The sequence below is a fragment of the Nocardia sp. CA-129566 genome (assembly GCF_050956075.1).
Classification (GTDB): Bacteria; Actinomycetota; Actinomycetes; order Mycobacteriales; family Mycobacteriaceae; genus Nocardia.
In genome coordinates this window covers 6,750,264-6,775,087 of record NZ_CP192085.1, presented here as the reverse complement: position 1 = coordinate 6,775,087, position 24,824 = coordinate 6,750,264, and the positions used below count along the sequence as shown (strand labels likewise).

Genomic DNA, 24,824 nt, shown 5'->3' with positions numbered 1-24,824 from the left:
CCCTCGTCCGCCACCTCATGACCTATGAGCAGCACAGGCATGGTTCATCTCCTTCTCCGCCGGAAGCTGTCTACGCATAAGACGCATTGGTGGCGCAAAACGTGACAGCCCTGGATGCGAGAAATGGGGATGCGGGGGTGTCGGGCGAATGCCCTACATAAAGGGCCTGCTAGGAGGGCGCTTCGATGGGCGGGGAGTGACGCAGATCTCGGCGTCAGCGGCTCAGGGGAGTTCGTTCAGCGCGGACAGGAAGTTGTCCGAGGGGTAGATGCAGAGTGCCTCACCGGTGTGCTCGGTGGTGGCGGCCAGTTCGATGGTGCGGTCGTGCCACCAGTAGACGTCCTGGCTGACCGGCCACGGCCGCTGGGCGTAGTCGAGCACCGCGACCTGGGCGAGCACCGTGGTGGCCCGCACGACGTCGAGATTCGCCACCGGATGCGCGTAGATCTGGCGCTGGGACGGCACCGCGAATACCGACCCCGCCGGTCCGACCACCGGATACTCGTCCAGCCAGCGCGCGTGCGCGGTGATGTAGTCGGAGATGCCGCTCAGCATGGTGATCTCGACACCGTCGGACATCGGCGCATCGATCCGATGGGTGATCGCCTCCAGCGGACCGTCCGCGCGGGTGTTGTGTTCGGCGAGGATGAACAGGTCGCATTCGTCGATCGGCCACTGCCGCAGCATCGGATAGGTGACCGGCGCCATGGTGTGCACCTGATCGATCAGCACTCGCTGGACCAGTCCGGGCGCGACCTCGCGGTGCACCACATCCGGTGCCCCACCCTGCCCGGAGTACAGCCGAGTCCGGATCAGCCCCCGCATCATCGCGAAATTGCCGGTATCGAGCGGATCGCGATCGACCTCCAGATCGACCAGGCCGGTACTGAGATAGTCCGCCACCAACGCGGGCCACTGATCCGGCGGCTCATCGGCCGCCATCCGCCGCAAATTCGACAACCCGACCATGACATCCCCGGCGGGCCCGGACAACATCACGTCATCCGCATTCGCCGCCCGGCAGGAATACCCGAGCTGATGTGCCGCGGCCACCGCGAGCGATAACAACAGATCCGTCCCTGCCTCGGACATTCGCGGCCCCTAGCTCGTCTTGCGAAGTCGCTGCCACCGCCCGACCCCGCACCTACCGCACCCGGAACACCTACCCCGCTGATTGTGCCCCGACAGCTCGCCCCCCGCTCGAATGTTGCCGAGATCCTCCCCCCCACCGAATCCACTGCGCCCCAACACCCCACGAACCGCGACCTCCCACGTCACGATGGCCGGCACCACAATGTCCGGTGTGCCGCCGTCACGAAGGCCGCGCACGCATCGGGTTGCTTATCACCGGTGGCTGTTTCGACCCCGCTGTTGACGTCCACCGCGAAGGGGTGCACGCGCGCGATGGCGTCGGCGACATTGTCCGGGCCGAGCCCACCGGCGAGCACGACCGGGCAGCCGAGTTCGTGCAGTGCGGTCACCACGGCCGCGCTCACCGACCAGTCGTGGGTCAGTCCGGTACCGCCGAGACGGTCCGCGGTGCGCGAATCGAGCAGCACCGCATCACAATCCGGTGCGACCGAACGCGCGATATCGACCGCTTCGGGGCCGGTGACATGCACCGCCTTGATGATCTTGCGCCCGCCCGAGGTCTTGCGAACCTCGCGAACCGTGTCCATCGAGACCAGCCCGTGCACCTGGATCGCGTCCACACCCACCCGGTCGGCGAGGTCGACGATCGCGGCGGCGTCTTCCAGATGGGTGACAAGGACCCGAGTGACGTACGGCGGAGCCAGGCGCGACAACTCGGCGGCGCGCTCGGCGTCGAGAGCATCCTCGCTGAAATGGGTGATCCCCGAGATGAATCCGATGGCGTCGGCACCGGCGGCCAGCGCAACCCGCAGATCGCGCTCGGACCTGATACCGCAAATTTTTGCGCGCACCGTCACGACTCAACGATATCCGTCGAGTGGCCGTATCGATGCGCGCTCGAACCGAATCCGGTTGGCCCGAAACTAGCTGGCCGCGGTCTCCGGGATGCGGGTGGCGTCGGGGGCGGAGCCGGAGGGGACGCCCTTCTTCAGGCTGGCGGCGTAGACGTCGACGTACTCCTGGCCGCCGAGTTGCATGAGTTCGTACATGACCTCGTCGGTGACGGCACGTTCGACGAAGCGGTTGCCGCCCATGCCCTCGTAGCGGGAGAAGTCGATGGGGGCACCGAATTTCACGGTGACCTGGTGGCGGCGCCAGCGGAAGGGGCCGGGCGGGCTGACCTCGAAGGTGCCGATGACGGCGACCGGAATGACGGGGACACCGGTTTCGAGAGCGAGGCGGGCCAGACCGGTCTTGCCCTTGTAGAGGCGGCCGTCGGGGGAGCGGGTGCCCTCCGGGTAGAGGCCGACGAGGTGGCCCTTGTCGAGGAGTTTGCGGGCGGCGATGAGAGCGTCCTCGGCCGCAGTGGCACCGCTGCGGTCGATCGGGTACTGGCCGGTGGCGCTGAAGAAGAACTTCTGCAGCCGACCCTTGAAGCCGGGGGTATTGAAGTACTCGGCCTTGGCCAGATAGCTGATGCGGCGCGGGCTCATCAGTGGCGCGAACAACCAGTCCGAGAACGACAGGTGGTTACCGGCCAGGATGGCGGGCCCGTCGGCGGGAATGTGTTCCACGCCTTCGACTGTCGGACGGTTGTAGAGGTGCATGAACGGTCCTGGGAACAGGTACTTCAGCATCCAGTAGAGCATGGCGTCCTAACCCCCGCGGCCGGGATCGTTTACGGGTACAACCGTCAGTTGCCGACTTTACCGTCGGTTACAGATCACATCCAAGCGGAGCGGTGTATCTCACCACATGTTCTCGAGTGCTGATATATCCGACCGCCCGCGGCGTGAGCGACGGGCCCGCAGGCGGTAGTGGAGCGTGACTCACGGAGGGCCCCGCGAGCGCCGCAATCGAACTCAGTGCGAGGAACGCGCGACCCACGATCGGCCGCGCCCGGTGTCGACGAGGGTGGCTCTGGCGAGTTCCGCCGCGCCGATCATGCCCGCCGCCTCACCGAGTTGGGTGGTGCGGATCCGGGCCAGCGGCCGATGGCCGGCGCCGGTGATCGCCCGCGCGTATTCCTCGCGGGCCTCGTCCAGGAACAGACCCGCCGAACTGCTGACGCCACCGGCGATCACGATCAGTCCGGGATCGAAAATATCGCTGACGAAGGCCAGCCCGAGCCCGAGCCAGCGCGCGAAATCGGCCATGACCGCCACGGCAAGGGGGTCGCCGTCCTGTGCCGCCCCGGCCACCCGGCGTCCGGTCAGCGAGCCGGGATCGCGCAGCACCTCGCGCGCCAGCACCGTCGAATGCACCGGATCGGTGGCCAGCATCTCGATCGCGGTATCGACCAGAGCCGTTCCGCTGCAATACCTTTCCCAGCAGCCGCGCTTACCGCACGGACAGGCCCGGCCCTGCGGCACCACCTGCAGATGTCCGAGTTCGGGTGCGACGCCATGGGTGCCCCGATACAGTTCGCCGTCGATCAGCAGCGCCGCGCCGATCCCGGTGCCGATCGCCACCAGCACCGAATTGTGTCCGCCCGCCGCCGCGCCGAACCGGTACTCGGCCCACATGGCGGCATTGGCGTCGTGCTCCAGGATCACCGGCAGTTCGAGACGTTCGGTGAGCCGCTGTGCGACCGGGGTGTCCTGCCACGGTAGGTGCGGTGCGAAGCGCACCGTCGAGCGATCGCCGTTGATGAACCCGGCCACCGCCAGACCGACCGCGCCGATCGGGTGTCTGCGACATAGCTCGCGGACCGCGCGGTCCAGCGCGTTCTCCAGTGCCCGTGCCGAATGCGGCGTCGGGGCGACAACGGTGTCGAGCACCTCGCCGTCGCCGTCAACCACCGATGCGCGAATGTTGGTGCCGCCGACGTCGATTCCGACGGTCAGCGGTCGCGCATGTGCTACTCGCGCGGTCATGCCTTGATCGTTACGGGGATGCCGACATAGCGGGCCCGCTCGCGCGCGCCCGGGGTCGAGTGCTGTGCGCGGGGATTCGCCTCGGCCGCCGCCGGTGCGTCCCCGTTCTGCTCGACGAAGGCCGAATGATCGTGCGGTACACCGTCATCGGGCATGACCGGATCGACCGGCACCCCGGCCAGCGCCTCGCGCAGCACCGTGACGATCGCGGTGCCGTGATCGGCCACCACCGCGAGCACATCGTGGTGCTCACCGCGTACCAGTGCGGCCGCCGCGCACACGGGGCACCAACTGCAGCTCGACCAGTCCGGCTGTCCGTCGGCGGCTCGGCGCAGCGCCGGCTCGACCCGCTCCAGCACCGCCTCCGCGAGCAGCTTCAACTCCGCGGCGAATTCGCCGAAGCCGTCATCGGGATCGACATTGCCTGGCCAGCCATCCGCTCGGCCGCCGCTCGTATCGGTCATACCGGCCACGCCTCCGGGTCCGGACGGAAACGCACGACCAGATAGTCGTGATCGAGTTCGGCGCCATCGACCGTGCACCGCCGCAATACCGGAGCCAGGCGCACCCGGCGCCGGACCCCGTCCGCTCCCACGATCAAATCGTCCTCCACTCGTCCCAGTCGCAGCGTCGCCGCATCGACGACGGGCAGGTGCATCCGCATCGCGTACACCGAATGCAAACCGGTGCCCGACTCCAATCGAACCACCGGCTGGCCGGAACTTGTGCGAACCTCCGCCGGATTGTCGCGCAGCGCGGGGTCGGTGTCTAACCGCTCGCCCGAGTCCATCGCGTACGACAGGGCGGACAGTGAGGTGAGCCCGACCGGTTCGGGCCCGGTGTGCTGGGCGATCAGCACCCGTGTTCCATTCATACCCCGTTGCAGCCGGTTCACCACGTCCAACTGTTCGGCACGCCGATTCAGATACCACTGCACCGCCGGATGGGATGCGACCTCCAGCGCGGTCGGCGGCGGCGCGGCGGGCAGCACCTTGTTCACCACCACCGCGTCCAAGCGCAGGCCGAGCAGCGCCGCGGCCGAACGCACCCGCTCCGATTCGGCGATGGCCACCTGTTCGGCGACGGTGATCAGCCGCGCGCCGGTGCGGGCGTGATCGGCGAGCAGATCGCGCACCTCGGTCACCGCCTTGACGATTCGTTCGACCGTGGTGGCGAGCACCGCGCGGCGCAGATCGGTGCCGACCGCACTCAGAGCCCTCGCGTGCTGTGGCCACACCCGCTCCGTATAGCCGAGCAGGGTTTCCGGTGCGGTGATGATGCGCAGCATATCCGCCGACGGCGGGCAGTCGACGACGATCACATCCCAGTCGTTCTCCTGGACGAACTGGGTGATCTCCACCAGCATCAGCAATTCCTGCACGCCGGGCAGTCCGGTCAGTTCGGCCGGATCCAGCGCGGCCAGGTCGATGCCGTGCTCATGGCCGGTTCCGGTGGCCAGCATCCGCACCACCTCGCGGAACCGATCCTCCAGCAGTGCAAGGGAATCGACCTCGATCACATCGAGTCCGGGGAGCACGCCGGCGATTCCGGCCACGGTGCCGGGATCGTGCGGAAATCGGAAGCCGAGCGCGTCGCCGAGCGAATGCGCCTGATCCAACGAGGCCACCAGCACTCGCTGACCACCCCGTGCGTAGGCCATGGCGGTGGCGCAGGCCAATGTCGTCTTGCCGACCCCGCCCTTGCCGATGAACAGTTCGACCCGGGTCCCGGCTGCCTCGGGCGTGTGCGTGATCAGCCTTCGACCCGTTTCTTCAGTTCCTTGAGTGCGGTATCGGTGATCACCTTCTCCGCCTTGCGCTTGAACATGCCGATCATCGGGATGTTCAGGTCGACGGTGAGCTCGTAGGTCACCTCGGTGGTGCCGTCGGGCTGGTCGATGAGTTCGTAGGTGCCGTCCTGCGCCTTCTGCAGATCGCCGCTGACCAGCGTCCAGCTGACCGATTTGTTGTCCGGCCGCCAGGTATAGGACAACACGTAGGTGTCCTTGACGACTCCGGCGTCCAGCACGAAGCGGGCGGTACGCGCCCGGCCGTCGGCGCTTTTCTCCAGTACCTCAACCGATTTCGCCGCCGAGACCCACTCCGGGTAGGACTCCAGATCGGCGATGACGGACATCACCCGCTGCGACGGTGCGTCGATGATGATCGACCTCTGAGTCCTGTCGGCCATGGCGGACAACGATTCCTTTCAGCTGCGCTGCTGTAGTTGTGTGTCAGCGGGCGGTGGTGTGGGCCGGTGCGACACCCGCCGCGCGGCCCGCCTCCAGCCTGGCCTTGATCTCGAACGACATCGTCTTGCCCGCCACCCGGCGGGCCCGATTGGCGGCGGCCAGATCGCGGGTCGGCGCCTTCGGTTCGGCATGCAGGAAGTAGTGCAGGATCACCCCGTCCAGTGCGGGCTCCAGCCATACTTCCATGGTTCCGGTCAGCGCACCGGTGACCGTCCAGCGAATCCCCTTGTCGGCCCGGTCTTCCCGGACCTCGAGGTCGAGGTCCGGCCACCAGCGGCGCCAATTGTTCATGCCCGACAGGATCTCGGCGACCGCGGCACCCGGGGCGGCGACGAACGTCTGATCCGCGATTTGAATGCTGCTCACGGCTGCGCCTCGCTGACGCTCGGCTCCGCTGTGCGCAGAGCGCGCTGGCACATGGTTCGTTCGCTGCGCTCTCTCACAGCTGCGCCTCGCTGACGCTCGGCTCCGCCGTGCGCAGGGCACGCATGGTTCGCTCGCTTCGCTCACTCACAGCCCGACTGTAATAGATAACAGCGCTGGACCGTACGCCGCCGCCACCTTATTGCAGCAGCTGACGCAACCGCGCGCCCAGGCTGTCCCAGCGCCACTGCTCCTCGACCCATTGGCGCCCCGCCGCACCCATCTGCGCGGCGGCGTCGCGATCGGACAGGATGTCGACGATGGCATTGGCGATCTCAGTGGTGTTGCGTCCATCGACAACGCGGCCGGTCTTGCCCTCCAGCACGGTCTCCGGCGCACCGCCCGAACGCCCGGCGACCACCGGGACGCCGGATGCCGACGCCTCCAGGTACACGATGCCGAGACCCTCGACATCGAGTCCGGCCCCTCGGGTCCGGCTCGGCATCGCGAACACATCGGCCAGCGTGTGGTGGGCGGCCAGTTCGCTGGACGGGACCCGGCCGGTGAAGACCACGTCCTCGGCGACACCGAGAGCCACAGCGAGGGCGTGCAACTTGTCCTCGTACGGTCCGCCGCCCGCGACCACCAGCACCGCACCGGGAATGCGGTCGCGGATCTCGCGCATGGCGACGATCAACGCGTCCTGTCCCTTGCGCGGAACCAGTCGGGACAGGCACAGGATGGTCGGCCGATCGCCGAGGCCGTAGCGCTCGCGCAGCTCCGCGCGCGCGGCCGGATCCGGCCGGAACACCTCGGTATCCACACCCGGCGGCAGATATTCGAGCGCGGCATCGGGTCCGAACGCCGAGGCGAACCGGCCGCGGGTATACCGGCTGACATAGGTGACGACATCGGTGTGCTCGCCGATCACGCGCAGCGCCTGCCGCGCGCCCGGCAGCATCGACCAGCCGACCTCGTGTCCGTGGGTACTGGCCAGAATCCGGGTCGCGCCCGCGCGCCGCAGCATCGGCGAGAGCAAGGCCAGCGGCGCCGCCGCACCGAACCACACGGTGTCGCAGTTCTCACCGCGCAGCAGTCGCGCCGCGCGCCGCAGCACCAGCGGGGTCGGCAGCATCAGCGTGGTGGGGTGGCGAACCACCTGGAACTTCTGCTTAGCATCGAATTTCAGATGACTATCACCGCGCCACCGCGGAGCATAGACAACCAGATCATCGGGCGGCAGCTCACCGGCCAGCGCCTGCAGATACGACTGGATACCGCCCGGCCGCGGCGGGAAATCATTGGTAACCAGCAGAGTTCGGGCCATGCGAACAAACTACTGTGTGGGATTTGCCGCGCCTTCGGCGCTCTGTCCATTTGCAGCGCGACTCAAGCGGCGTGTGCCGACAACCAGTTTCGCCAGTCGGCGACCAGATCGGTGCGGCTGGTGCCGAGGACTTCGCGCATGATGCGGTCCTCGCCGGCCGGGTCCTGTTTGCCTGCGGCGATGCGACGGTAGAGCTCTACCACGCGCGGTTGGTCGAACTTGTCGGCCACGAATGCGCAGACCGACCAGCCCAGCTCATAGGCGGCGACGGCGCCGGTTCCGGCGAAATCGGCGTCGGCCGGGAGATCGGGCGGGATATCGCCGGCGCGGACCCGGGTGGACACCGTCGGCGCGATATCGGCGAAGCGATGTCCGGTGCCGAGGTGGGCCACGAATTCGGCGAAGCCCTCGAGCATCCACTGCGGTGCGCCGTCCACGGTCTGGGCGCGGGTCGCGATGTGGGTGAGTTCGTGACGCAGCAGGGTCCGCAGTCCGTCGCTGTCGAGACGGCGTCCGGCGTCGGCGCTGAAGACGACGCGCTGTCCGGTCGGCTGGGTGCCCGGCACGAACGGGTCGGCGACCGAGGCCGCGGCGACATCGGCGGGCATATTCGTCGAACGCACCAGCGCGGCGAACTCCGACGGATTCGATGCGACCACCACCAGCGCGGACTGGGCCCAGCCCGCACCCCAGAGGTCGGTGACGGCCGTGGTCGCGGTGGCGAGTTCGCCGGCGAGGATATCGATTTCGGCCCGTTGCGCGGGATGACCGACGACCAGTGACTGCTGGTCGTTCCCGGTCGGCACCTGTTCGGTGACGAGCTGTCCGAAGGGTTCGAGAGTCCGGCGGATCGCGGTCAGGCGCGCATCGTCAGCGGCGGCATGCAGACTGCCGACCGAAGTCGGCTGGGCCGCATGCAATTTCGGCAGTACCCAATTCGGCACCATCAGCAGCGCGCCACAGGTGCCGGTCAGCACGATCACCATCGCGACAGTGGCCACGAACTGGAAGCGTCGCCGCACGAACAACCACGTACGAGCGCGCCGCAAGCTACTCATAGCTGATCAGTATCGCCGAGCCGAGTGATAAGGCGTCGACCCCAGGGGTGCGACGGCCACCGGAACGCCGAACGTCGACGCGTGCAGCATGAGTCCATTGCCCGCGTAGATGCCGACATGGGAGATATCGGAGTAGAAGAACACGACATCGCCGGGCTGCAGATCGTTCTTGTCCACCGGGGTGCCGTAGGTGGCCTGCTGGGAACTGGTCCGCGGCACATCCTTGCCGACCTGTTTGAAGGCCCACTGCACGAGTCCGGAGCAGTCGAACTGGTGTGGTCCGGTCGCGCCCCAGACGTACGGGTCACCGATGCGGGTGAGTCCGGCGGCCAGCGCGCTGGTGCCACTGCCGGGAACCAGGCCGCGCAGCAGGGTGTCGGTATCGAATCCGGGTGGGAAGGGCGATCCGGCCAAGGCCGATTTGTCCTTGGTGGACAACTGACCCCACGCCTCGACCACCTGCGCGATCGACCCCGACAGGAAGGAACGCTTGCGCTCGAGATCGGCGCGCACCTGGTCGGCCTTATCGGAAGCGGCGCGGGCGGTGTCGGCGGCGGTGCGCGCGGACTTCTCGGCCTCGGTCGCGGCGGCGGTGGCGCGCCTATAGAGATTGAGCTGCTCGGAGTTCTTCGCCGAGATGACGTCGATGGTGGACATCTGGTCGAGCAGACGCTGCGGTGAATCGCTCAGCAGAACAGCGGAGAGCCGGTTGGTGCGTGCGCCCTGATAGGCGGCGATCACGGTGCGATCGATGATCGGCTGGAACTTGCGGACTTCGTCGCGGGCCGCATCGGCGGTCTCGGTGGCCGCCGCGAGTTTGGCGTCGGCGTCGTGCAGGACGGCGAGTTTGGTGTCCAGATCGGCCTGCGCGCCGAGCGCCTGTTGATTGAGCTGTTCGGATTCGCGCGACAGGTCGATCATGCGCTGCACGGCCTCGCTGGCCGTGGTCGGCAGGGCGGCCGGATCGGCCCCGGCCGGACTGCCGCTGTGGAGTGTTGCGGCCAGGACTCCCGCCGCTAATGCCCCTCCCACCAGACGTTTCGTGCGATGTCTCCGGTGATGTGTCACAGCGCGCCAAGCCCCGTTTCTCTCGTGAAGCGACTTCTCGCCTCCGTGAGCTGCGGCAACGTCTGCCGCGGACGCCGCAACCCGGGAAGGTCTCGATTAGGTTACGGAATGGCGTAGGTCCGTGTCCAGTGGGGCACAAAACGATCACCTATGCCATCCGGACGCCCGGCCGTCGGGACGGCCGGGCGCAGAGATCGGAAGGGTCGCTCAGAAGCGGCGAGCACCCGCGATCGGCATCGAGGAGATCGGCGCGAGCTTCACCGGGGTGCCGGAGGTGGAGGCGTGGACGACATTGCCGTCACCGGCGTACAGGCCGGAGTGGCTGCCGCCGTAGAACGACACCAGGTCGCCGGGCTGCAGATCGTCGAGGGAGACCGGGGCGCCGGCGGCGAGCTGCTCACCGCTGGTGCGCGGCAGCTCCAGGCCGGCCTGCTCGTAGGACCACTTGACGAGGCCGGAGCAGTCGAAGGCGTTCGGGCCCGCGGCGCCGTAGACGTACGGGGCGCCGAGCTTGCTCATCGCGGCGTCGAGGGCGACATCGCCGAGGGTCTTCTTGGGAGCCAGGAAGGGCAGCGGCGCCGGGGCGCCGGGCACCTCGATGCCCGGGATACCCTGCGGGATCGGGATCTCGTTCGGAACATCGAACGTGCCGACGCCGGGGATGGTGACCGGCTGGGCCGATGCGGGCGCGGCGGGCAGCAGGAGGGCGCCGAGCGTGGCAGCTCCGACGGCTCCGGCCGCGACGGCACGCTGTGCATGTCGCTTGACGGTGTTGGTCGCCATGGTGCGTTCTCCCAATCTGCCCCACGACGCCGCACCCGGTGGTGCAGCGGACTTCTGTTCGGACACCGTCGGGTGGTGCGCCGGACTCCGTGAGGTCTCGAAAAGGTTACGAACACATCACGGTGGTTTGTAAAGTCGAAGAGATCCGAAATGGCGATACTCAACAAATTTGCCGCGGATTATGTGCGAGATTTGTCACAGCAATCACAAAACAATAACGACCGGCGATTATCCGAGAGTGTCGGTCTTGCTATCCAGGTGGTCGCCAAGTGACGGCAGCGTGTCCCAGACGCGGTGTTTGCCGGGATTTGCCCAGGTCGGAAAGGTATATCGAGCTGCTATCGGTCGGGTATGTCGAACTAGTCGGTCTCCTTGCCGGTTCCGACGGCAGCGCGCCGAGGGTGCCGACATCGAACACCCGGGCGTGTCCGCCGGATTGATGTCATTTTGGAAACAATGTGACCTGCATCACTTTTTGGTGTTCTAGATCATTTTGTGGGAATCGGAGCGAAATCCTCGTCGTGTAATTCGGGTATTTCCATGGCGAAATCCGAGGTGGCTTCCCGGGCGTTCCTGTCGTACCGAGGCCCTACGCTGCACGCCGTGCCCGATCCGACGCCGCGCCAGGCCACCGCACGGCAGCTGGCCTTCGACGAGCTCGAGACGCCGCTCTACGACACCACCTTCGTGGTCGTCGACCTGGAAACCACGGGCACCAGCCCGGACGGCGATGCCATCACCGAGATCGGCGCGGTGAAGGTACGCGGCGGCGAGGTGTTGGGGGAGTTCGCGACGCTGGTGAACCCGGGGCGGGCCATCCCGCCCGCGATCGTCCAGATCACCGGGATCACCACGGCGATGGTCTACGAGGCGCCCCGGATCGAGGCGGTGCTGCCGGGTTTTCTCGAGTTCGCCAATGGCGCGGTGCTCGTCGCGCACAACGCTCGCTTCGATATGGCGTTCCTGCGCGCCGCCGCGGCCCGGATGGACACGCCGTGGCCGAGCGGGCCCGTGGTGTGCACGGTGAAGCTGGCGCGGCGTGTGCTCGCCCGCGACGAGGCGCCCTCGGTCCGGCTGGGCGCGCTCGCGCCGCTGCTCGGTGCGGCCACGCAGCCGAACCACCGCGCCCTCGACGATGCGAGGGCCACCGTGGACGTGCTGCACGCCCTCATCGGCCGGGTCGGAAATCTGGGCGTGCACAGCCTGACCGAACTGCTCGACTATCTGCCGAATGTCACACCGCGCCAACGTGCCAAACGGGTCCTCGCCAATGATCTGCCGTCGAGTCCCGGCGTCTATCTCTTCCGCGGGCCCTCGGACGAAGTCCTCTATATAGGGACGGCGGTGAATTTGCGCCGCCGGGTGCGCAACTACTTCACCGGATCCGAGACCAGGGGGCGGATGAAAGAGATGGTGTCGCTTGCCATTCGGGTCGACCATGTGGTGTGCGCGCACGGGCTGGAGGCCGGGGTGCGTGAACTGCGACTCATCGTCGCGCATACCCCGCCCTATAACCGGCGCTCGAAATTTCCCAAGCGCGGTTGGTGGATCACGCTGACCGAGGAACCGTTCCCCAGATTCGCGATCGCGCGCACACCGACCGCGGAGGCGTTGGGGCCCTTCTCTTCTCGGACCGATGCCAACGATGTCGCGCTCACCATCGCCGAGCACAGCGGCCTGCGCACCTGCACGACGCGACTGCCGCGCGACGGTCGCCACGAGTGCCCGCCCGCGGTGGTCGGCGGGTGTCCAGCGGCCCTCGGTGGCTCTCCTATATATAGAGAGGAATACGAACCCGCCGCGGCAGGTGTTCGGGCGCTGTTCGCCGGGCATTCGGACGCGCCACTGCGTGCCATGTTCGACCGTATCGAAACCCATTCGCACGCCGAACATTTCGAGGCCGCCGCGCGGTTGCGCGACCGGACCGTCGCGGTGGTTCGCGCCCTGCAGCGCACCCAGCGACTGTCCGCGGTGGCGCGGATCGCCGAATTGATCGCGGCGCATCCCGATAGTGCGGGCGGGTGGGAGTACGCGGTGATCCGGTATGGGCGGCTCGCCGGTGCGGGGACCTCGGTGCGGGGTGTGCCGCCCATGCCGGTGATCGAACGCATTGTCGCGGCGGCGCAGACCGTGCTGCCGGAGCCGGCGCCGCCGCTGCGCGGTGCCGCACCGGAGGAGGTCGGTCTGGTCGCGCGATGGCTGGGGCGTCCGGGCGTCCGGATCGTGCGCACCAGTGCGGGATACGGCGAACCGATCCGTGGTGCCGGGCGCTGGGCGGGGTGGGCCGAGCTCGCCGATGCGGCTCGCGCCCGACTCCCGGAGTCCGACGCCGAACTCGCGGAGTACCGGCGCGGCGAGCGCCTAGGCTGACAGCCATGATTACCGCGATCGTGATGATCCAGGCCCAGAACGCCCGCATTCCCGAGACCGCGCAGGCGGTCGCGGATACCGAGGGCGTCACCGAGGTCTATTCGTGCGCGGGCGATGTCGACCTGATCGCGATCGTGCGGGTGCGCGACCACGAGCAGATCGCCGAGGTCGTGACCGGCCGCATCGACAAAACCCCCGGTGTCGCGCGGACAACCACCCACATTGCCTTCAAGTCCTACTCCAGCGCCGATATCGAAGCGGGCTTCTCGCTGGGCGAATGAGTGCGGCGGCCGAGGTCGGGAACCGCACTTCTCGTGGGCATCCCTGGTATGCGGATCCGAGGAGTCCGCGTACGAGCGGGCTCAGGGAACCAGGATGGAGGAGCCGGAGAAGGTCCCGGAAGCACCGGAGAGCAGCACGGCGCTCGCTTCGCCCTTGCATCCGACCAGGGGGTAAACGGTGACGGCGGCGTCGGTGTGGTTCTCGATGGCCAAGGGGGAGGCGCTGCCGCCGATCTGCACACAGCCGGACGGCTCGTGGTACACGGTGCCGTTGACGACCAGGCTGCCCTGCGCCGCGTTCGCGGCGGGTCCGTTGGCAACCGTCGCCGCGATCGCCGGCACGCCCAGTAGCGCGTAAACGCCCCACTTCATATCTGTGCTCCTAGCCGCTAGAGACGGGCGGCGCAGGCCCGACGTCGAGCACGAGGGCAACGCCGGATGCCGCCGTCACTGTAACCGCTGCGGCCAGGTAGTGCTGACCTGCGACGCACGATATGCGCCGCGCATCTGTGTCCGGCGCGGGTCAGTTGTCGCCGAGGGTGTTGGTGAGTTTGGCCCAGCGGTCGAGGAGGGCAGCGGATTTGCCCGTGTCAATGGCCTCTGCGGCGCGTTCGATGCCCGCCGCCAGTGCGTCGTGCACATCGGCGTCGGGATCGCCGGTGCCGCGAGACAGCTCGTAGGCGACGATAGCGGCGGCGGAGTTGAGCAGCACCGCATCGCGCACCGGGCCCGCGGTACCCGCGAATACGCTGCGCGCGACACCCGCATTGACCTGGGCGTCGCCGCCGCGCAGCGCGTCCAGATGCACGCGGGCGATACCGATGCGGGTCGGGTCGATGGTCGTCTCCCACAGTTCGCCGCCCGACACCACCCAGGCGGCGGTGGTGTCGGAGGTGGTGATCTCGTCGAGGCCGTCGTTGCCGCGCACCACGATGGCGCTCGCGCCGCGTTCGGCGAAGACCCCGGCGATCACCGGAAGCAGATCGGGAAATGCGCAGCCGACCAGCCCGGCCCGCGGTTGCGCCGGGTTGGTGAGCGGGCCGAGGACATTGAAAACGGTGGGGATGCCGATCTCCTTGCGGGCCGGACCGGCGAAGCGCAGCGCGGGGTGGAACAGCGGCGCGAAACAGAAGCCGATGCCGACCTCGCGCACGCAGCGAGCCACGGCCTCGGGTCCGAGCGCCAGCTTCACGCCCAACGCCTCGAGCACATCGGCGCCGCCGCTCTTCGAGGAGGCCGCGCGGTTGCCGTGCTTGACCACCGGGACTCCGGTCGAGGCGACCACGATCGAGGACATCGTCGAGATGTTCACCGAACCGGAGCGGTCGCCGCCGGTTCCGACGATGTCCACCGCATCGCCGTCGACATGGACCAGGCGGGCGTGGCCGAGCATGCCGGCGGCCATTCCGGACAGTTCCGTGGGAGTCGGGCCCTTGATCTTCATCGCGACACCGAATGCGGCGATCTGAGCCTGCGTGGCATTGTCGGTGAAGATCTCATTGATCACCCATGCCGTATCGTCCGCCGCCAGATCGCCACCTTCGGCGATGGTCCCGAGCACCTGGGGCCAGCTGCGCACCCTCATATCCGCTTCTCCCGTCACCACCGGTTCGCGCACCAGTTTGTCGCGCTTAAAGCCTAGTTGGCGAGACGTTGTTACTGCTGCGCGGTCGCGGAACCGGGTTGCAGCGCATCCCAGCCATCCGCGACGCCGTCGTGGCGCTGTGCGAGACCGACCATCCTGGATCGTTCCTGCGAACAATGCAGTGCGTCGAGCAGTTGGACCCGTTGCAGGATCAGCGATTCCAGTTCGTGCGGACTCGGATTCGCGGTGCGTGGGGCCGCGGCGTATCCGTCCTGGGCGGCGATGCCGCACACCTCGGCGACCTGTTCGGGTGGCAGCCGCAGGTGGTGGCGCAGCAGTGCGGGTGCGTCCGGATTGAGAGCCGAGGCGCGCGCGAGTGTCGTCGAACACGCCTCGGAGTCATCGAAGCACTCCGCGACGACTACTAGATCGGAACGGGTCGGATCGAGCGATTCGGGTTCGTTCCCGCCGAATAGCCGTTGCCACCAGCGCGTCACATCCGCCTCCTGATCTCAGCTTTTACTTACCAACGTCTGTCATGCTCGCCCACGGCGCAACGCAGCTCGGCCGAGTCCCACAGCGCGGCGAGTCCCTACCGCTCGGACGTGGACCTTCGGGGCCGCCGACACGCCCCGCCGTGGGCCCGGCAAAGTGAACGCGAGACCCCGTCTGTCCGTGCGTTTTCCGACACGGGAGGACAAGTTTCGCACCCGGGTACTTGTGTCGTACTACGACGAGTCATACTTACCCCCGTGACGACCGCAGTAGGGACCCCAGGATCGGCCATTACTCAGCGTGTGCATTCGCTGAACCGGCCAAACATGGTGAGCGTCGGTACCATCATCTGGCTGTCCAGCGAGCTGATGTTCTTTGCCGGGCTCTTCGCGATGTACTTCGTCGCGCGCGCCCAGGCCCACGGCAACTGGCCGCCGGAACCGACCGAGCTGAACCTGAAGCTTGCCGTGCCGGTCACCACCGTGCTGGTCGCCTCCTCGTTCACCTGCCAGATGGGTGTGTTCGCGGCGGAGAAGGGTGACGTGTTCGGCCTGCGCCGCTGGTACGTCATCACCCTCATCATGGGTGCGCTATTCGTGTCCGGTCAGGGCTACGAGTACTCCAACCTGGTTCGGGAAGGCACCTCGATCTCCAGCAGCGCCTACGGCTCGGTGTTCTACATCACCACCGGTTTCCACGGTCTGCACGTCATCGGCGGTCTGATCGCCTTCGTGTTCCTGCTGGTCCGCACCAAGGTCAGTAAGTTCACCCCCGCACAGGCCACCGCCGCGATCGTCGTCTCGTACTACTGGCACTTCGTCGACATCGTATGGATCGGGCTGTTCGCCACGATCTACTTCGTCCGCTGAGCGGCCAGTACCCCCAAATCTTTTGCACAAGTCGGTTCCGTCTACTCCAAAGGGACACAGATGAGTTCATCTCCCCCGTCAGCGCCAGAGCCCGCCAGCCCCAGCGCGGCGATCAGCCGCCAAGACGTCGCGGCCGGCCAGGCCAGCAGGACGCGTAAGCAGCGCCGCATGCGGCGTCGCATCGCGGGCGGGCTTGCGCTGCTGGTGGGCCTCGTCGGAGCCGGATTCCTTGCCACCGCGATCACGCCGGACCCGCAGGTCGCGACCGCGCACGAGGACCAGTCCGCGCTGATCCGCGACGGCAAGCAGCTCTACGAGACCTCCTGCATCACCTGCCACGGCGCCAACCTGCAGGGTGTGCCCGACCGTGGTCCGAGCCTGATCGGCGTCGGCGAGGCCGCCGTCTACTTCCAGGTCTCCTCCGGTCGCATGCCGATGGCGCGCAACGAGGCCCAGGCCCAGCGCAAGCCACCGAAGTTCGACGCCCATCAGATCGACGCGCTCAGCGCGTACGTCGCCTCCAACGGCGGCGGCCCGAGCGTGGTGCGCGATGCCAACGGCGAGATCGCCCAGGAATCGCTGCGCGGTCCCGATATCGCCCGCGGTTCGGAGCTGTTCCGGATGAACTGCGCGTCCTGCCACAACTTCACCGGCCGCGGCGGCGCGCTGTCCTCCGGTAAGTTCGCCCCGCCGCTGGAACCGGCGAGTGAGCAGCAGATCTACGACGCGATGCTCACCGGCCCGCAGAACATGCCGAAGTTCTCCGACCGGCAGCTGAGCCCGGAAGAGAAGCGCGACATCGTCGCCTACGTCAAGAACGCGACCGAGGAGAAGAGCCCCGGTGGCTGGGACCTCGGCGGGTTCGGTCCCGCGACCGAGGGTCTGGCCATGTGGGTGGTCGGCATCACGCTCGTCGTGGGTGCCGCGATGTGGATCGGATCCCGTTCATGAGCGAAAACAAGGAGCCAAACGACATGGGTCGGCCGGATGAGGGCCACGACGGTGTGGAGCCGTCGAACGAGCAGGTGAATTCCACACCGGCTGAGCCCACCGAGGAAGAACTCGACGCGATGACTCGCGACGAGCTGGTCAAGCTCGGCACCGAGCGCGACGACGTCGACGTCGCCTACCGGCGTGAGCGGTTCCCGGTGCCGGGCACGCGCGCCGAGAAGCGCGCCGAGCGGCAGGTCTCGTTCTGGTTCGCGGTGTCCGGTATCGCCGCCGCGGTTCTGGTCGGGGTGTTCCTGTTCTGGCCCTGGGAGTTCAAGGGCACGAACGAGGAGGGCCACACCGCCTACTCGCTGTTCACCCCGCTGGTCGGCCTCAGCTTCGGTATCGCGGTGCTGGTCATCGGTATCGCGGTGGTGCTGATCCGCAAGAAGTTCATCCCCGCCGAGCTGTCCATCCAGCAACGCCACGACGGGCCCTCGCCCGAGGTCGAGCGCCGCACCCTGGTCGCCGAGCTGCAGGACGCGCTCGAGACCTCCACGCTGGGTCGCCGCAAGATGATCACCCGGACCGCGGGCGCCGGTGTCGGCGTGCTCGGTATCGGCGCGCTGCTGGTCTTCGTCGGCGGCATGATCAAGAACCCGTGGGCCAAGGGCGACAAGTCGCCGCTGTGGGTCTCGGGCTGGACCCCGGACTTCCCGGGCGAGACGATCTACATCCGTCGCGACACCGGTCGCCCGGAGGACGTGATGCTGGTGCGTCCGGAGGATCTGGACGCCGGCGCCATGGAGACGGTGTTCCCGTGGAAGGAGAAGTGGCGCGGCGACGAGCACGCGACGCTGCAGTCCCTGCGCGGTATCCGCAATGCCGTCATGCTGATCCGGCTGCGCACCGAAGATGCGCAGAAGGCCGTCAAGCGTAAGGGGCAGGAGAGCTTCAACTACGGCGACTACTTCGCCTACTCGAAGATCTGCACCCACCTCGGTTGCCCGACATCGCTGTTCGAGTCGCAGACCAACAAGATCCTGTGCCCCTGCCATCAGTCGCAGTTCCTGGCGACCGAATGGGCCAAGCCGGTCTTCGGTCCCGCCGCTCGCGCACTGCCGCAGCTGCCGATCACCGTCAACTCCGAGGGCTACCTGGTCGCCGCTGGCGACTTCATCGAGCCGCTCGGACCGGCCTACTGGGAGCGTCGTTCATGAGTCGGGTTGCAGCCCAAGCCCACGCCGCGGACGAGCGGTACCGCGCCGCCGCGTTCATGAAGCGGTCGATCAACAAGGTCTTCCCGACCCACTGGTCGTTCCTGCTCGGCGAGATCGCGCTCTACAGCTTCATCATTCTGCTGCTGTCGGGTGTGTATCTGACCCTGTTCTTCGATCCGTCGATGAGCGAGGTCGTCTACAACGGCGCCTACCAGCCGCTGCGTGGTGTGACCATGTCGCGGGCCTACGAGACGGCGCTGAACATCACCTTCGAGGTGCGCGGTGGTCTGTTCGTGCGCCAGGTGCACCACTGGGCCGCGCTGCTGTTCGCGGCGTCGATCATCGTGCACCTGTTCCGCATCTTCTTCACCGGTGCGTTCCGCAAGCCGCGTGAGGCGAACTGGGTCATCGGCTGCCTGCTGCTGATCCTGGCGATGTTCGAGGGCTTCTTCGGTTACTCGCTGCCCGACGACCTGCTCTCGGGTACCGGTCTGCGGGCCGCGTTCGGCGGTATCACGATGAGTATCCCGATCATCGGCACCTGGATGCACTGGCTGATCTTCGGCGGTGACTTCCCGGGCGACATCATCATCCCGCGCCTGTACATCGCGCACGTGCTGCTGTTCCCCGGCATCATCCTGGCGCTGATCGCCGCGCACGTCGCGCTGGTCTGGTACCAGAAGCACACGCAGTTCCCCGGCCCCGGCCGCACCGAGAACAATGTCGTCGGCGCGCGCATCGTGCCGGTGTTCGCCTCGGATCAGGGTGCGTTCTTCGCCTTCACCCTCGGCATCGTGGCGATCCTGGCCGGTGTGCTGCAGATCAACCCGATCTGGAACCTGGGTCCCTACAACCCCTCGCAGGTGTCGGCGGGTTCGCAGCCCGACTTCTACATGATGTGGACCGACGGTCTGGCGCGTCTGATGCCGCCGTGGGAGCTCTACCTGGGTCGCTACACGGTGCCCGCCGTGTTCTGGGTGGCGCTGATCATGGGTCTGGTGTTCACGGTGCTGATCCTGTACCCGTGGATCGAGCAGCGCCTCACCGGCGACAAGGTGCACCACAACCTGCTGCAGCGCCCGCGCGACGTGCCGGTGCGCACGGCGATCGGTGCGATGTCGATCGGTTTCTACGTGGTGCTGACGCTCTCGTGCGTCAACGACATCCTGGCGCTGAAGTTCGACATCTCGTTGAACGCCACCACCTGGATGGGCCGCATCGGCCTGCTGGTTGTGCCGCCGGTCGCGTACTTCATCGCCTACCGGTTCTGCCTCGGTCTGCAGCGCAGTGACCGCGCGGTGCTCGAGCACGGCATCGAGACCGGTGTGATCAAGCGACTGCCGCACGGTGAGTACATCGAGGTGCACCAGCCGCTCGGCCCGGTCGACGACCACGGCCACCCGATCCCGCTGGAGTACCAGGGCGCGACGGTGCCCAAGAAGATGAACAAGCTGGGTTCGGCCGGTCAGCCGGGCACCGGTAGCTTCCTGCGCGCCGACCCCGCGCACGAGATCGAGCAGGCCTTCGAGGCCGAGCACGCGGAGGAGCACAAGCAACTCGCCGTGCTGCAGCGGGTCCAGGAAGAGGCGAACGGTCGGAACGGCAACCACGGCCACTGATCTGTAGCTCGAAAGCAGAAGGCCCCGAGTCGATCGACTCGGGGCCTTTCGCTTTCCGCTGCGTCAGCGGCGGCGGGCGGCCTCGATGGCCTCGAATTTGGCGAGGTTGTGGCGGGCGTCGGCGAGGGCGTCGTGGGCGTCCGGTGGGACCGGCGGGAGTTCGGGACGGCCGTGCGCCTCCCAGTGCTGGCGCAGCTCGTTGGTGTAGCGGGGCAGGGCGTTGGGTAGGTCGACCATGGAGCCCCAGAGTTGGCACAGGGCGACGTGATCGTAGGCGGCGACCCAGGCCCACAGTTCCGGGGTGACGCTGGGGCGCGGAACCAGGAATTCGTAGAGATCTTTGCGGATCTGTTCGCGGGTGCGCCACCGCGGCGAGGACGGTGACGGGAGCTGCGGCAGCACGTAGCGGCGCACCCAGGGGCCCGCCCGCTCGGCATCGAATTCGGTTGAGACCGCATAGTATTCGCGGCCGTCCTCGCAGACGACACCGATCGATATCAGGTCGATCGTCGCACCGTCCTCGATGAATTCGCAGTCATAAAAATATCGAAGCGAGATCGGTCTCTCCTCCAAAGATCGGTACGGTGCGGCGATAATGCCCGGCTATTCACCCTAGGTGGGCAGAATCCACCCCTTATACCGGGTACCTGCGCAGGCCCGAGGGTCCGTATTCTGTACGGGTGAACTGGACCGTCGACGTACCGATCGATCGCCTGCCGGAGCTGCCGCCGCTGCCAGCAGAGTTGCGTAGGCGGCTGGACGATGCTCTGGCGCGTCCGGCGCTGCAGCAGCCGTCGTGGGATGCGGAGCAGGCGGCGATGATCCGCACCGTGCTCGAGAGCGTCCCGCCGATCTGCGTGCCCGCCGAGGTGGAGGAGCTGCGCACGCAACTCGCGCAGGTCGCACGCGGTGAGGCCTTCCTGATGCAGGGCGGTGACTGCGCGGAGACGTTCGCCGACAACACCGAACCGCATATCCGCGGCAATATCCGGACCCTGCTGCAGATGGCGGTCGTGCTCACCTATGGCGCCAGCCTGCCGGTGGTCAAGGTCGCGCGCATCGCGGGACAGTACGCGAAGCCGCGTTCGTCCGATACCGATGCGCTCGGCCTCAAGTCCTATCGCGGCGACATGGTGAACTCGCTGGTCGCCGATGCCAAGGTGCGTGAGCACGATCCGTCGCGGCTGGTGCGTGCCTACGCCAACGCCAGCGCGGCGATGAATCTGGTGCGCGCGCTGACCGGTGCGGGCATGGCGGATCTGCATCGGGTACACGACTGGAACCGCGATTTCGTGGCCAAGTCGCCCGCGGGTGCGCGCTATGAGGCGCTGGCCGAGGAAATCGACCGCGGCCTGGCCTTCATGACCGCCTGTCGGGTGAACGACCCCAGCCTGCAGTCGGCCCGCATCTACGCCAGCCACGAGGCGCTGGTGCTCGACTACGAGCGCGCCATGCTGCGCCTCGGCGAGAACCCGGCGGGCGAGCCGGTGCTCTACGACCTGTCCGCGCACTTCCTGTGGATCGGCGAGCGCACCCGTCAGCTCGACGGCGCGCATATCGCGTTCGCGGAACTGCTCGCCAATCCGATCGGCCTGAAGATCGGCCCGACCACCACGCCGGATCAGGCCGTGGAGTATGTCGAGCGGCTCGATCCCAATAATGAGCCGGGCCGGTTGACCATCGTTTCCCGCATGGGCAACACCAAGGTCCGCGACGTGCTGCCGCCCATTATCGAGAAGGTGCAGGCGACCGGGCACCAGGTGATCTGGCAGTGCGACCCCATGCACGGCAACACCCACGAGGCCTCCACCGGCTACAAGACCCGGCACTTCGACCGGATCATCGATGAGGTGCAGGGCTTCTTCGAGGTGCACCATGCGCTGGGTACCCACCCCGGCGGTCTGCACATCGAGCTGACCGGCGAGGACGTCACCGAATGCCTCGGCGGCGCACAGGACATCTCCGATATGGACCTGTCCGGTCGCTACGAGACCGCGTGCGATCCGCGGCTGAATACTCAGCAGTCGTTGGAGCTGGCCTTCCTCGTCGCCGAAATGCTGCGCTGAACAAGGCTTTTCGATCGAGAGGCAGCGGCGCCGCACCGAGTGCGGCGCCACTGTCGTCTTCGGGGTGCGGGCTACCGCGGTCAGGGCAGTGCGGTCAGGGCGACCGTCGCGCCCGCCTCGACATTGGCGCCCCCGCCGGGGTTCTGGCCGATCACCACGGAGCTGTCGGACTGGGTGAGCTGACGCACCGTCACCTGCAGGCCGAGGGCCTGTAGCTTCGAGCGGGCGTCGCCGACGCTCTCGCCCACCAGCATGGGCACCTTCACGGCATTGGAGACGATCAAGGTGACGCCGTCACCGGACTGGATCGTGGTGCCCGCGGCGGGATCGGTGCCGATCACCTTATCCGCCTCGATGCTTCGATCGAACTGAGTTCTGGTCTCGCGCACCGTGATTCCGGCGGCGGTGAGCACCTTATTGGCTTCCTCGGTGGTCTTGCCGCGCACATCGGGCATCTTGACCGGCTGGGATCCCTTGCTGCGGTACACCTTCACCTGCGCGGCCAGCGGAAGTACCGTTCCCGGAGCCGGGTCCACCTTGGCCAAGGTGCCCTTGGGCGCCGAACTGCCGGTTTCGCCCGCGTCCACCGGTTGCAGTCCGGCATCGCGGATCAGCTGGTTGACCTTCGAAATCTGATCGCCCGCCTTGATATCGGGCACCCGCGGTTTGCCGCTGGAGATCAGCACGGCCACCGTCGAACCCTTGGTGACCTTGGATCCCGCCGAGGGGTCGGTGCCGACCACGCCGCCGACCGGAATGGTGTCGGAGGTCTTCTGTCGGAGTTCGGTGGCGAAGCCCGCGTTCTCCAGAGCCGTGACTGCGCTGGCCTGATCCTTTCCGGCCACCGACGGAACCGCCGAATAGCGGCCGAAGCCCAGGTACCAGCCGCCGATCCCGACCAGCAAGGTCAGGGCCGCGACGATGGCGACCCACAGCAGTACCGTGCGGCGCGATTTCATGCGGTCGTCCGCGAAGGGCGACGGCTGCGGCGATTGCGACGGCGGATACTGATCGCGCGGGCCGTAGGTGTTCGGCGGCCCGTAGTTGTCGGGCGGGCCGTAATCGGGGACTCGGGGCCGTGGCGCGGTGACCACCTTGGTGTGCTGCATCGACTGCGGTGCCGGCGGTGCCGCGGCCCTGGCCTGCTGCTGATTCGGCGCCGCGACCTGGTAGCTGGCGCTGAGATGTTCGGCCGAATCGTGCGGTGCCGGCACCCGATACGGCGGCAGATTCAGTGCGCCGCCGATCGAATGCAGTTCGGCCGCCATCTCGTTCGCGTCGGCGAAGCGGTGCGCGGGTTCGCGGTTGGTGGCGCGCGCGATCAGCTCATCGAACTCCGGCGGTATTCCGGCGATGAATTCGCTCGGGCTCGGCACATCGTTCTCGATGCGCTGATATGCCACCGATAACGAGGTGTCGCCGGTGAACGGGACCTGCCCGGTGAGCAGTTCGAAGATCAAGATGCCGAAGGAGTAGACATCGCTGCGGGAGTCGGCGGTACCCGTGGTCACCTGTTCGGGGGCCAGGTAGGCCGCGGTGCCGAGTATCACGCTCGCCGAGGTCGTCTTCGCGGCCGCGACGGCGCGCACCAGGCCGAAGTCGGCGATTTTGACCTCGCCGGAATCGGAGATCAGCACATTCTCCGGTTTGATATCGCGATGGATCAGCCCCGCCGAATGCGCGACACCGATCGCGGCCAGTACCGGCTCGGCGACCGCGCGCACCGCGTGCGGCGGCATCGGACCGCGCTCGCGCAGGAGTTCGCGCAGCGTGCCGCCCTCGACCAACTCCATGATCAGGAACGGGTGTTCGCCGTCCACACCCTGGTCGTAGACCGCGACCAGGGATGGATGCTTGAGCTTGGCGACCGCGCGCGCCTCGAATTCGAACCGGGACAGGAACTGCGGATCGGCGGCGAACTTCGGGTCCATCACCTTGATGGCGACCGGGCGGTCCAGTCGGGTGTCCACCCCTCGGAAGACCATCGACATCCCGCCCCGCGCGATCGGCGCGTCGATGCGGTAGCGCCCCTCCAGGATTTGCCCGATCAAGTGATGTCCTCCGGCTTTCACAAAGTTCTCACCCCTCGCTGTGTACGCGACAAGCGATCGACCGCCTCATGCGGCCCGCCCACGATGGTATCGGCGATCGCCGCCCGGGTGTCTCACGCCGTGCGGCGCGGGACCGTCTACCGTTATCCGCGTGAGTGCATTTCCTTGCAGTGATGATGTTCTTCCTGAGTCGGTGGCGGTGATCCCGCTGCCCGAGGTGGCCGACAAACTCGGGCTCGTGGTGACCCGGGTGCATCAGATGCTGCGCGACCATCAGCTGCTCGCGGTGCGCCGCGACGGCGTTGCGGGCGTGCCCGAGCGATTCTTCGACGATACCGGTGCGATCGTAAAGCCGCTGCCGGGCCTGATCACCGTCATGAAAGACGCCAAGTACACCGACGAGGAGATCCTGGAGTGGATCTTCACCGACGACGACAGCCTGCCGGGTAAGCCCGTCGACGCATTGCACGGCCCGCTGGCGCGCGAGGTGCTGCGCCGCGCCGCGGCGGAGCCCTTCTGA

The 24,824-nt window shown here is 67.3% G+C and carries 25 protein-coding genes; 8 read left to right on the top strand and 17 right to left on the bottom strand.

Translation table 11 applies throughout. The features are described from left to right. Nucleotides 1-222 precede the first annotated feature (222 nt). From ACQP0C_RS29775 to ACQP0C_RS29720, 12 genes are all read right to left on the bottom strand, one after another. Nucleotides 223-1,092, bottom strand: a complete 870-nt coding sequence (locus ACQP0C_RS29775) for a hypothetical protein (protein ID WP_433725245.1) — start codon at nucleotides 1,090-1,092, stop codon at nucleotides 223-225. A gap of 182 nt (nucleotides 1,093-1,274) precedes the next feature. Continuing rightward, nucleotides 1,275-1,949: a phosphoribosylanthranilate isomerase gene (locus ACQP0C_RS29770; protein ID WP_433725243.1), complete on the bottom strand. Its 675-nt coding sequence runs from the start codon at nucleotides 1,947-1,949 to the stop codon at nucleotides 1,275-1,277. A 66-nt stretch (nucleotides 1,950-2,015) separates the two neighbouring features. Then, entirely contained in the window at nucleotides 2,016-2,741 is a 726-nt protein-coding gene (locus tag ACQP0C_RS29765) for a lysophospholipid acyltransferase family protein (protein WP_433725241.1), read from the bottom strand. 213 nt (nucleotides 2,742-2,954) lie between these two features. Further along, entirely contained in the window at nucleotides 2,955-3,968 is a 1,014-nt protein-coding gene (locus ACQP0C_RS29760) for an ROK family protein (RefSeq protein ID WP_433725239.1), read from the bottom strand. After that, nucleotides 3,965-4,432 (bottom strand): hypothetical protein, encoded by a 468-nt coding sequence (locus ACQP0C_RS29755; protein WP_433725237.1) that lies wholly within the window; start codon nucleotides 4,430-4,432, stop codon nucleotides 3,965-3,967. The genes ACQP0C_RS29760 and ACQP0C_RS29755 overlap by 4 nt, the downstream gene beginning before the upstream one ends. Further along, a complete protein-coding gene (locus ACQP0C_RS29750) occupies nucleotides 4,429-5,682 on the bottom strand; it encodes an ArsA family ATPase (protein WP_433734701.1) in 1,254 nt (417 codons plus the stop codon). Before ACQP0C_RS29750 ends, ACQP0C_RS29755 begins: the two co-directional genes overlap by 4 nt. Before the next feature lie 38 nt (nucleotides 5,683-5,720). Next, on the bottom strand, nucleotides 5,721-6,158 hold the full coding sequence (locus tag ACQP0C_RS29745) for an SRPBCC family protein (protein ID WP_433725235.1): 438 nt from the start codon (nucleotides 6,156-6,158) through the stop codon (nucleotides 5,721-5,723). A gap of 43 nt (nucleotides 6,159-6,201) precedes the next feature. Further along, on the bottom strand, nucleotides 6,202-6,585 hold the full coding sequence (locus ACQP0C_RS29740; protein WP_433725233.1) for a polyketide cyclase / dehydrase and lipid transport: 384 nt from the start codon (nucleotides 6,583-6,585) through the stop codon (nucleotides 6,202-6,204). A gap of 196 nt (nucleotides 6,586-6,781) precedes the next feature. Beyond that, the gene (locus ACQP0C_RS29735) at nucleotides 6,782-7,909 is read right to left on the bottom strand and encodes a glycosyltransferase family 4 protein (RefSeq protein ID WP_433725231.1); all 1,128 of its coding nucleotides are present in this window, start codon (nucleotides 7,907-7,909) and stop codon (nucleotides 6,782-6,784) included. 62 nt (nucleotides 7,910-7,971) lie between these two features. Further along, nucleotides 7,972-8,967, bottom strand: coding sequence for a hypothetical protein (locus ACQP0C_RS29730; RefSeq protein WP_433725230.1), 996 nt, complete (start codon nucleotides 8,965-8,967; stop codon nucleotides 7,972-7,974). A 6-nt stretch (nucleotides 8,968-8,973) separates the two neighbouring features. After that, nucleotides 8,974-9,999 (bottom strand): NlpC/P60 family protein, encoded by a 1,026-nt coding sequence (locus ACQP0C_RS29725; RefSeq protein ID WP_433725228.1) that lies wholly within the window; start codon nucleotides 9,997-9,999, stop codon nucleotides 8,974-8,976. 243 nt (nucleotides 10,000-10,242) lie between these two features. Next, nucleotides 10,243-10,818 (bottom strand): C40 family peptidase, encoded by a 576-nt coding sequence (locus ACQP0C_RS29720; RefSeq protein WP_433725226.1) that lies wholly within the window; start codon nucleotides 10,816-10,818, stop codon nucleotides 10,243-10,245. Between the two features lie 603 nt (nucleotides 10,819-11,421). On the opposite strand from ACQP0C_RS29720, the gene ACQP0C_RS29715 reads away from it, so the two are divergent. Continuing rightward, nucleotides 11,422-13,188, top strand: coding sequence for a DEDD exonuclease domain-containing protein (locus tag ACQP0C_RS29715; protein WP_433725224.1), 1,767 nt, complete (start codon nucleotides 11,422-11,424; stop codon nucleotides 13,186-13,188). Nucleotides 13,189-13,193: 5 nt separating this feature from the next. Beyond that, nucleotides 13,194-13,469: an Lrp/AsnC family transcriptional regulator gene (locus ACQP0C_RS29710; RefSeq protein ID WP_433679564.1), complete on the top strand. Its 276-nt coding sequence runs from the start codon at nucleotides 13,194-13,196 to the stop codon at nucleotides 13,467-13,469. Nucleotides 13,470-13,550: 81 nt separating this feature from the next. On the opposite strand, the gene ACQP0C_RS29705 is transcribed toward ACQP0C_RS29710, so the two are convergent. The 3 genes from ACQP0C_RS29705 to ACQP0C_RS29695 form a co-directional block, all read right to left on the bottom strand. After that, entirely contained in the window at nucleotides 13,551-13,841 is a 291-nt protein-coding gene (locus tag ACQP0C_RS29705; protein ID WP_433725222.1) for a hypothetical protein, read from the bottom strand. 151 nt (nucleotides 13,842-13,992) lie between these two features. Beyond that, nucleotides 13,993-15,054: an anthranilate phosphoribosyltransferase gene (gene trpD, locus ACQP0C_RS29700; RefSeq protein ID WP_433725220.1), complete on the bottom strand. Its 1,062-nt coding sequence runs from the start codon at nucleotides 15,052-15,054 to the stop codon at nucleotides 13,993-13,995. A 71-nt stretch (nucleotides 15,055-15,125) separates the two neighbouring features. After that, nucleotides 15,126-15,551, bottom strand: coding sequence for a hypothetical protein (locus ACQP0C_RS29695; RefSeq protein WP_433725218.1), 426 nt, complete (start codon nucleotides 15,549-15,551; stop codon nucleotides 15,126-15,128). A 255-nt stretch (nucleotides 15,552-15,806) separates the two neighbouring features. Here ACQP0C_RS29695 and ctaE point away from each other — a divergent pair, with 255 nt between their 5' ends. The 4 genes from ctaE (at nucleotide 15,807) to qcrB (ending at nucleotide 20,187) form a co-directional block, all read left to right on the top strand. Further along, nucleotides 15,807-16,418: an aa3-type cytochrome oxidase subunit III gene (gene ctaE, locus ACQP0C_RS29690; protein ID WP_433725216.1), complete on the top strand. Its 612-nt coding sequence runs from the start codon at nucleotides 15,807-15,809 to the stop codon at nucleotides 16,416-16,418. 168 nt (nucleotides 16,419-16,586) lie between these two features. Continuing rightward, nucleotides 16,587-17,369, top strand: a complete 783-nt coding sequence (qcrC, locus tag ACQP0C_RS29685) for a cytochrome bc1 complex diheme cytochrome c subunit (RefSeq protein ID WP_354961034.1) — start codon at nucleotides 16,587-16,589, stop codon at nucleotides 17,367-17,369. A gap of 23 nt (nucleotides 17,370-17,392) precedes the next feature. After that, the gene (gene qcrA, locus ACQP0C_RS29680; protein WP_433725215.1) at nucleotides 17,393-18,568 is read left to right on the top strand and encodes a cytochrome bc1 complex Rieske iron-sulfur subunit; all 1,176 of its coding nucleotides are present in this window, start codon (nucleotides 17,393-17,395) and stop codon (nucleotides 18,566-18,568) included. Beyond that, nucleotides 18,565-20,187: a cytochrome bc1 complex cytochrome b subunit gene (gene qcrB, locus ACQP0C_RS29675; RefSeq protein ID WP_433725213.1), complete on the top strand. Its 1,623-nt coding sequence runs from the start codon at nucleotides 18,565-18,567 to the stop codon at nucleotides 20,185-20,187. Before qcrA ends, qcrB begins: the two co-directional genes overlap by 4 nt. A 63-nt stretch (nucleotides 20,188-20,250) precedes the next feature. Here qcrB and ACQP0C_RS29670 read toward each other — a convergent pair whose 3' ends face one another. Beyond that, a complete protein-coding gene (locus ACQP0C_RS29670) occupies nucleotides 20,251-20,760 on the bottom strand; it encodes a polyadenylate-specific 3'-exoribonuclease AS (RefSeq protein ID WP_433725211.1) in 510 nt (169 codons plus the stop codon). Nucleotides 20,761-20,867: 107 nt separating this feature from the next. On the opposite strand from ACQP0C_RS29670, the gene ACQP0C_RS29665 reads away from it, so the two are divergent. After that, nucleotides 20,868-22,253 (top strand): class II 3-deoxy-7-phosphoheptulonate synthase, encoded by a 1,386-nt coding sequence (locus ACQP0C_RS29665; protein ID WP_433725209.1) that lies wholly within the window; start codon nucleotides 20,868-20,870, stop codon nucleotides 22,251-22,253. Nucleotides 22,254-22,333: 80 nt separating this feature from the next. On the opposite strand, the gene pknB is transcribed toward ACQP0C_RS29665, so the two are convergent. Next, entirely contained in the window at nucleotides 22,334-24,304 is a 1,971-nt protein-coding gene (gene pknB / locus ACQP0C_RS29660; RefSeq protein WP_433725207.1) for a Stk1 family PASTA domain-containing Ser/Thr kinase, read from the bottom strand. Between the two features lie 151 nt (nucleotides 24,305-24,455). Between pknB and ACQP0C_RS29655 the strand changes: the two genes are divergently transcribed. Next, a complete protein-coding gene (locus ACQP0C_RS29655; RefSeq protein WP_433725205.1) occupies nucleotides 24,456-24,824 on the top strand; it encodes an Rv2175c family DNA-binding protein in 369 nt (122 codons plus the stop codon).

Coding starts and splice junctions, on each gene's coding strand:
- ACQP0C_RS29730 (WP_433725230.1), bottom strand. CDS start 8,967: ATGAGTAGCTTGCGGCGCGCTCGTACGTGGTTGTTCGTGCGGCGACGC.
- qcrB (WP_433725213.1), top strand. CDS start 18,565: ATGAGTCGGGTTGCAGCCCAAGCCCACGCCGCGGACGAGCGGTACCGC.
- ACQP0C_RS29775 (WP_433725245.1), bottom strand. CDS start 1,092: ATGTCCGAGGCAGGGACGGATCTGTTGTTATCGCTCGCGGTGGCCGCG.
- ACQP0C_RS29755 (WP_433725237.1), bottom strand. CDS start 4,432: ATGACCGATACGAGCGGCGGCCGAGCGGATGGCTGGCCAGGCAATGTC.
- ACQP0C_RS29735 (WP_433725231.1), bottom strand. CDS start 7,909: ATGGCCCGAACTCTGCTGGTTACCAATGATTTCCCGCCGCGGCCGGGC.
- qcrA (WP_433725215.1), top strand. CDS start 17,393: ATGGGTCGGCCGGATGAGGGCCACGACGGTGTGGAGCCGTCGAACGAG.
- ACQP0C_RS29720 (WP_433725226.1), bottom strand. CDS start 10,818: ATGGCGACCAACACCGTCAAGCGACATGCACAGCGTGCCGTCGCGGCC.
- qcrC (WP_354961034.1), top strand. CDS start 16,587: ATGCGGCGTCGCATCGCGGGCGGGCTTGCGCTGCTGGTGGGCCTCGTC.
- ACQP0C_RS29745 (WP_433725235.1), bottom strand. CDS start 6,158: ATGGCCGACAGGACTCAGAGGTCGATCATCATCGACGCACCGTCGCAG.
- trpD (WP_433725220.1), bottom strand. CDS start 15,054: ATGAGGGTGCGCAGCTGGCCCCAGGTGCTCGGGACCATCGCCGAAGGT.
- ACQP0C_RS29765 (WP_433725241.1), bottom strand. CDS start 2,741: ATGCTCTACTGGATGCTGAAGTACCTGTTCCCAGGACCGTTCATGCAC.
- ACQP0C_RS29705 (WP_433725222.1), bottom strand. CDS start 13,841: ATGAAGTGGGGCGTTTACGCGCTACTGGGCGTGCCGGCGATCGCGGCG.
- ACQP0C_RS29760 (WP_433725239.1), bottom strand. CDS start 3,968: ATGACCGCGCGAGTAGCACATGCGCGACCGCTGACCGTCGGAATCGAC.
- ACQP0C_RS29710 (WP_433679564.1), top strand. CDS start 13,194: ATGATTACCGCGATCGTGATGATCCAGGCCCAGAACGCCCGCATTCCC.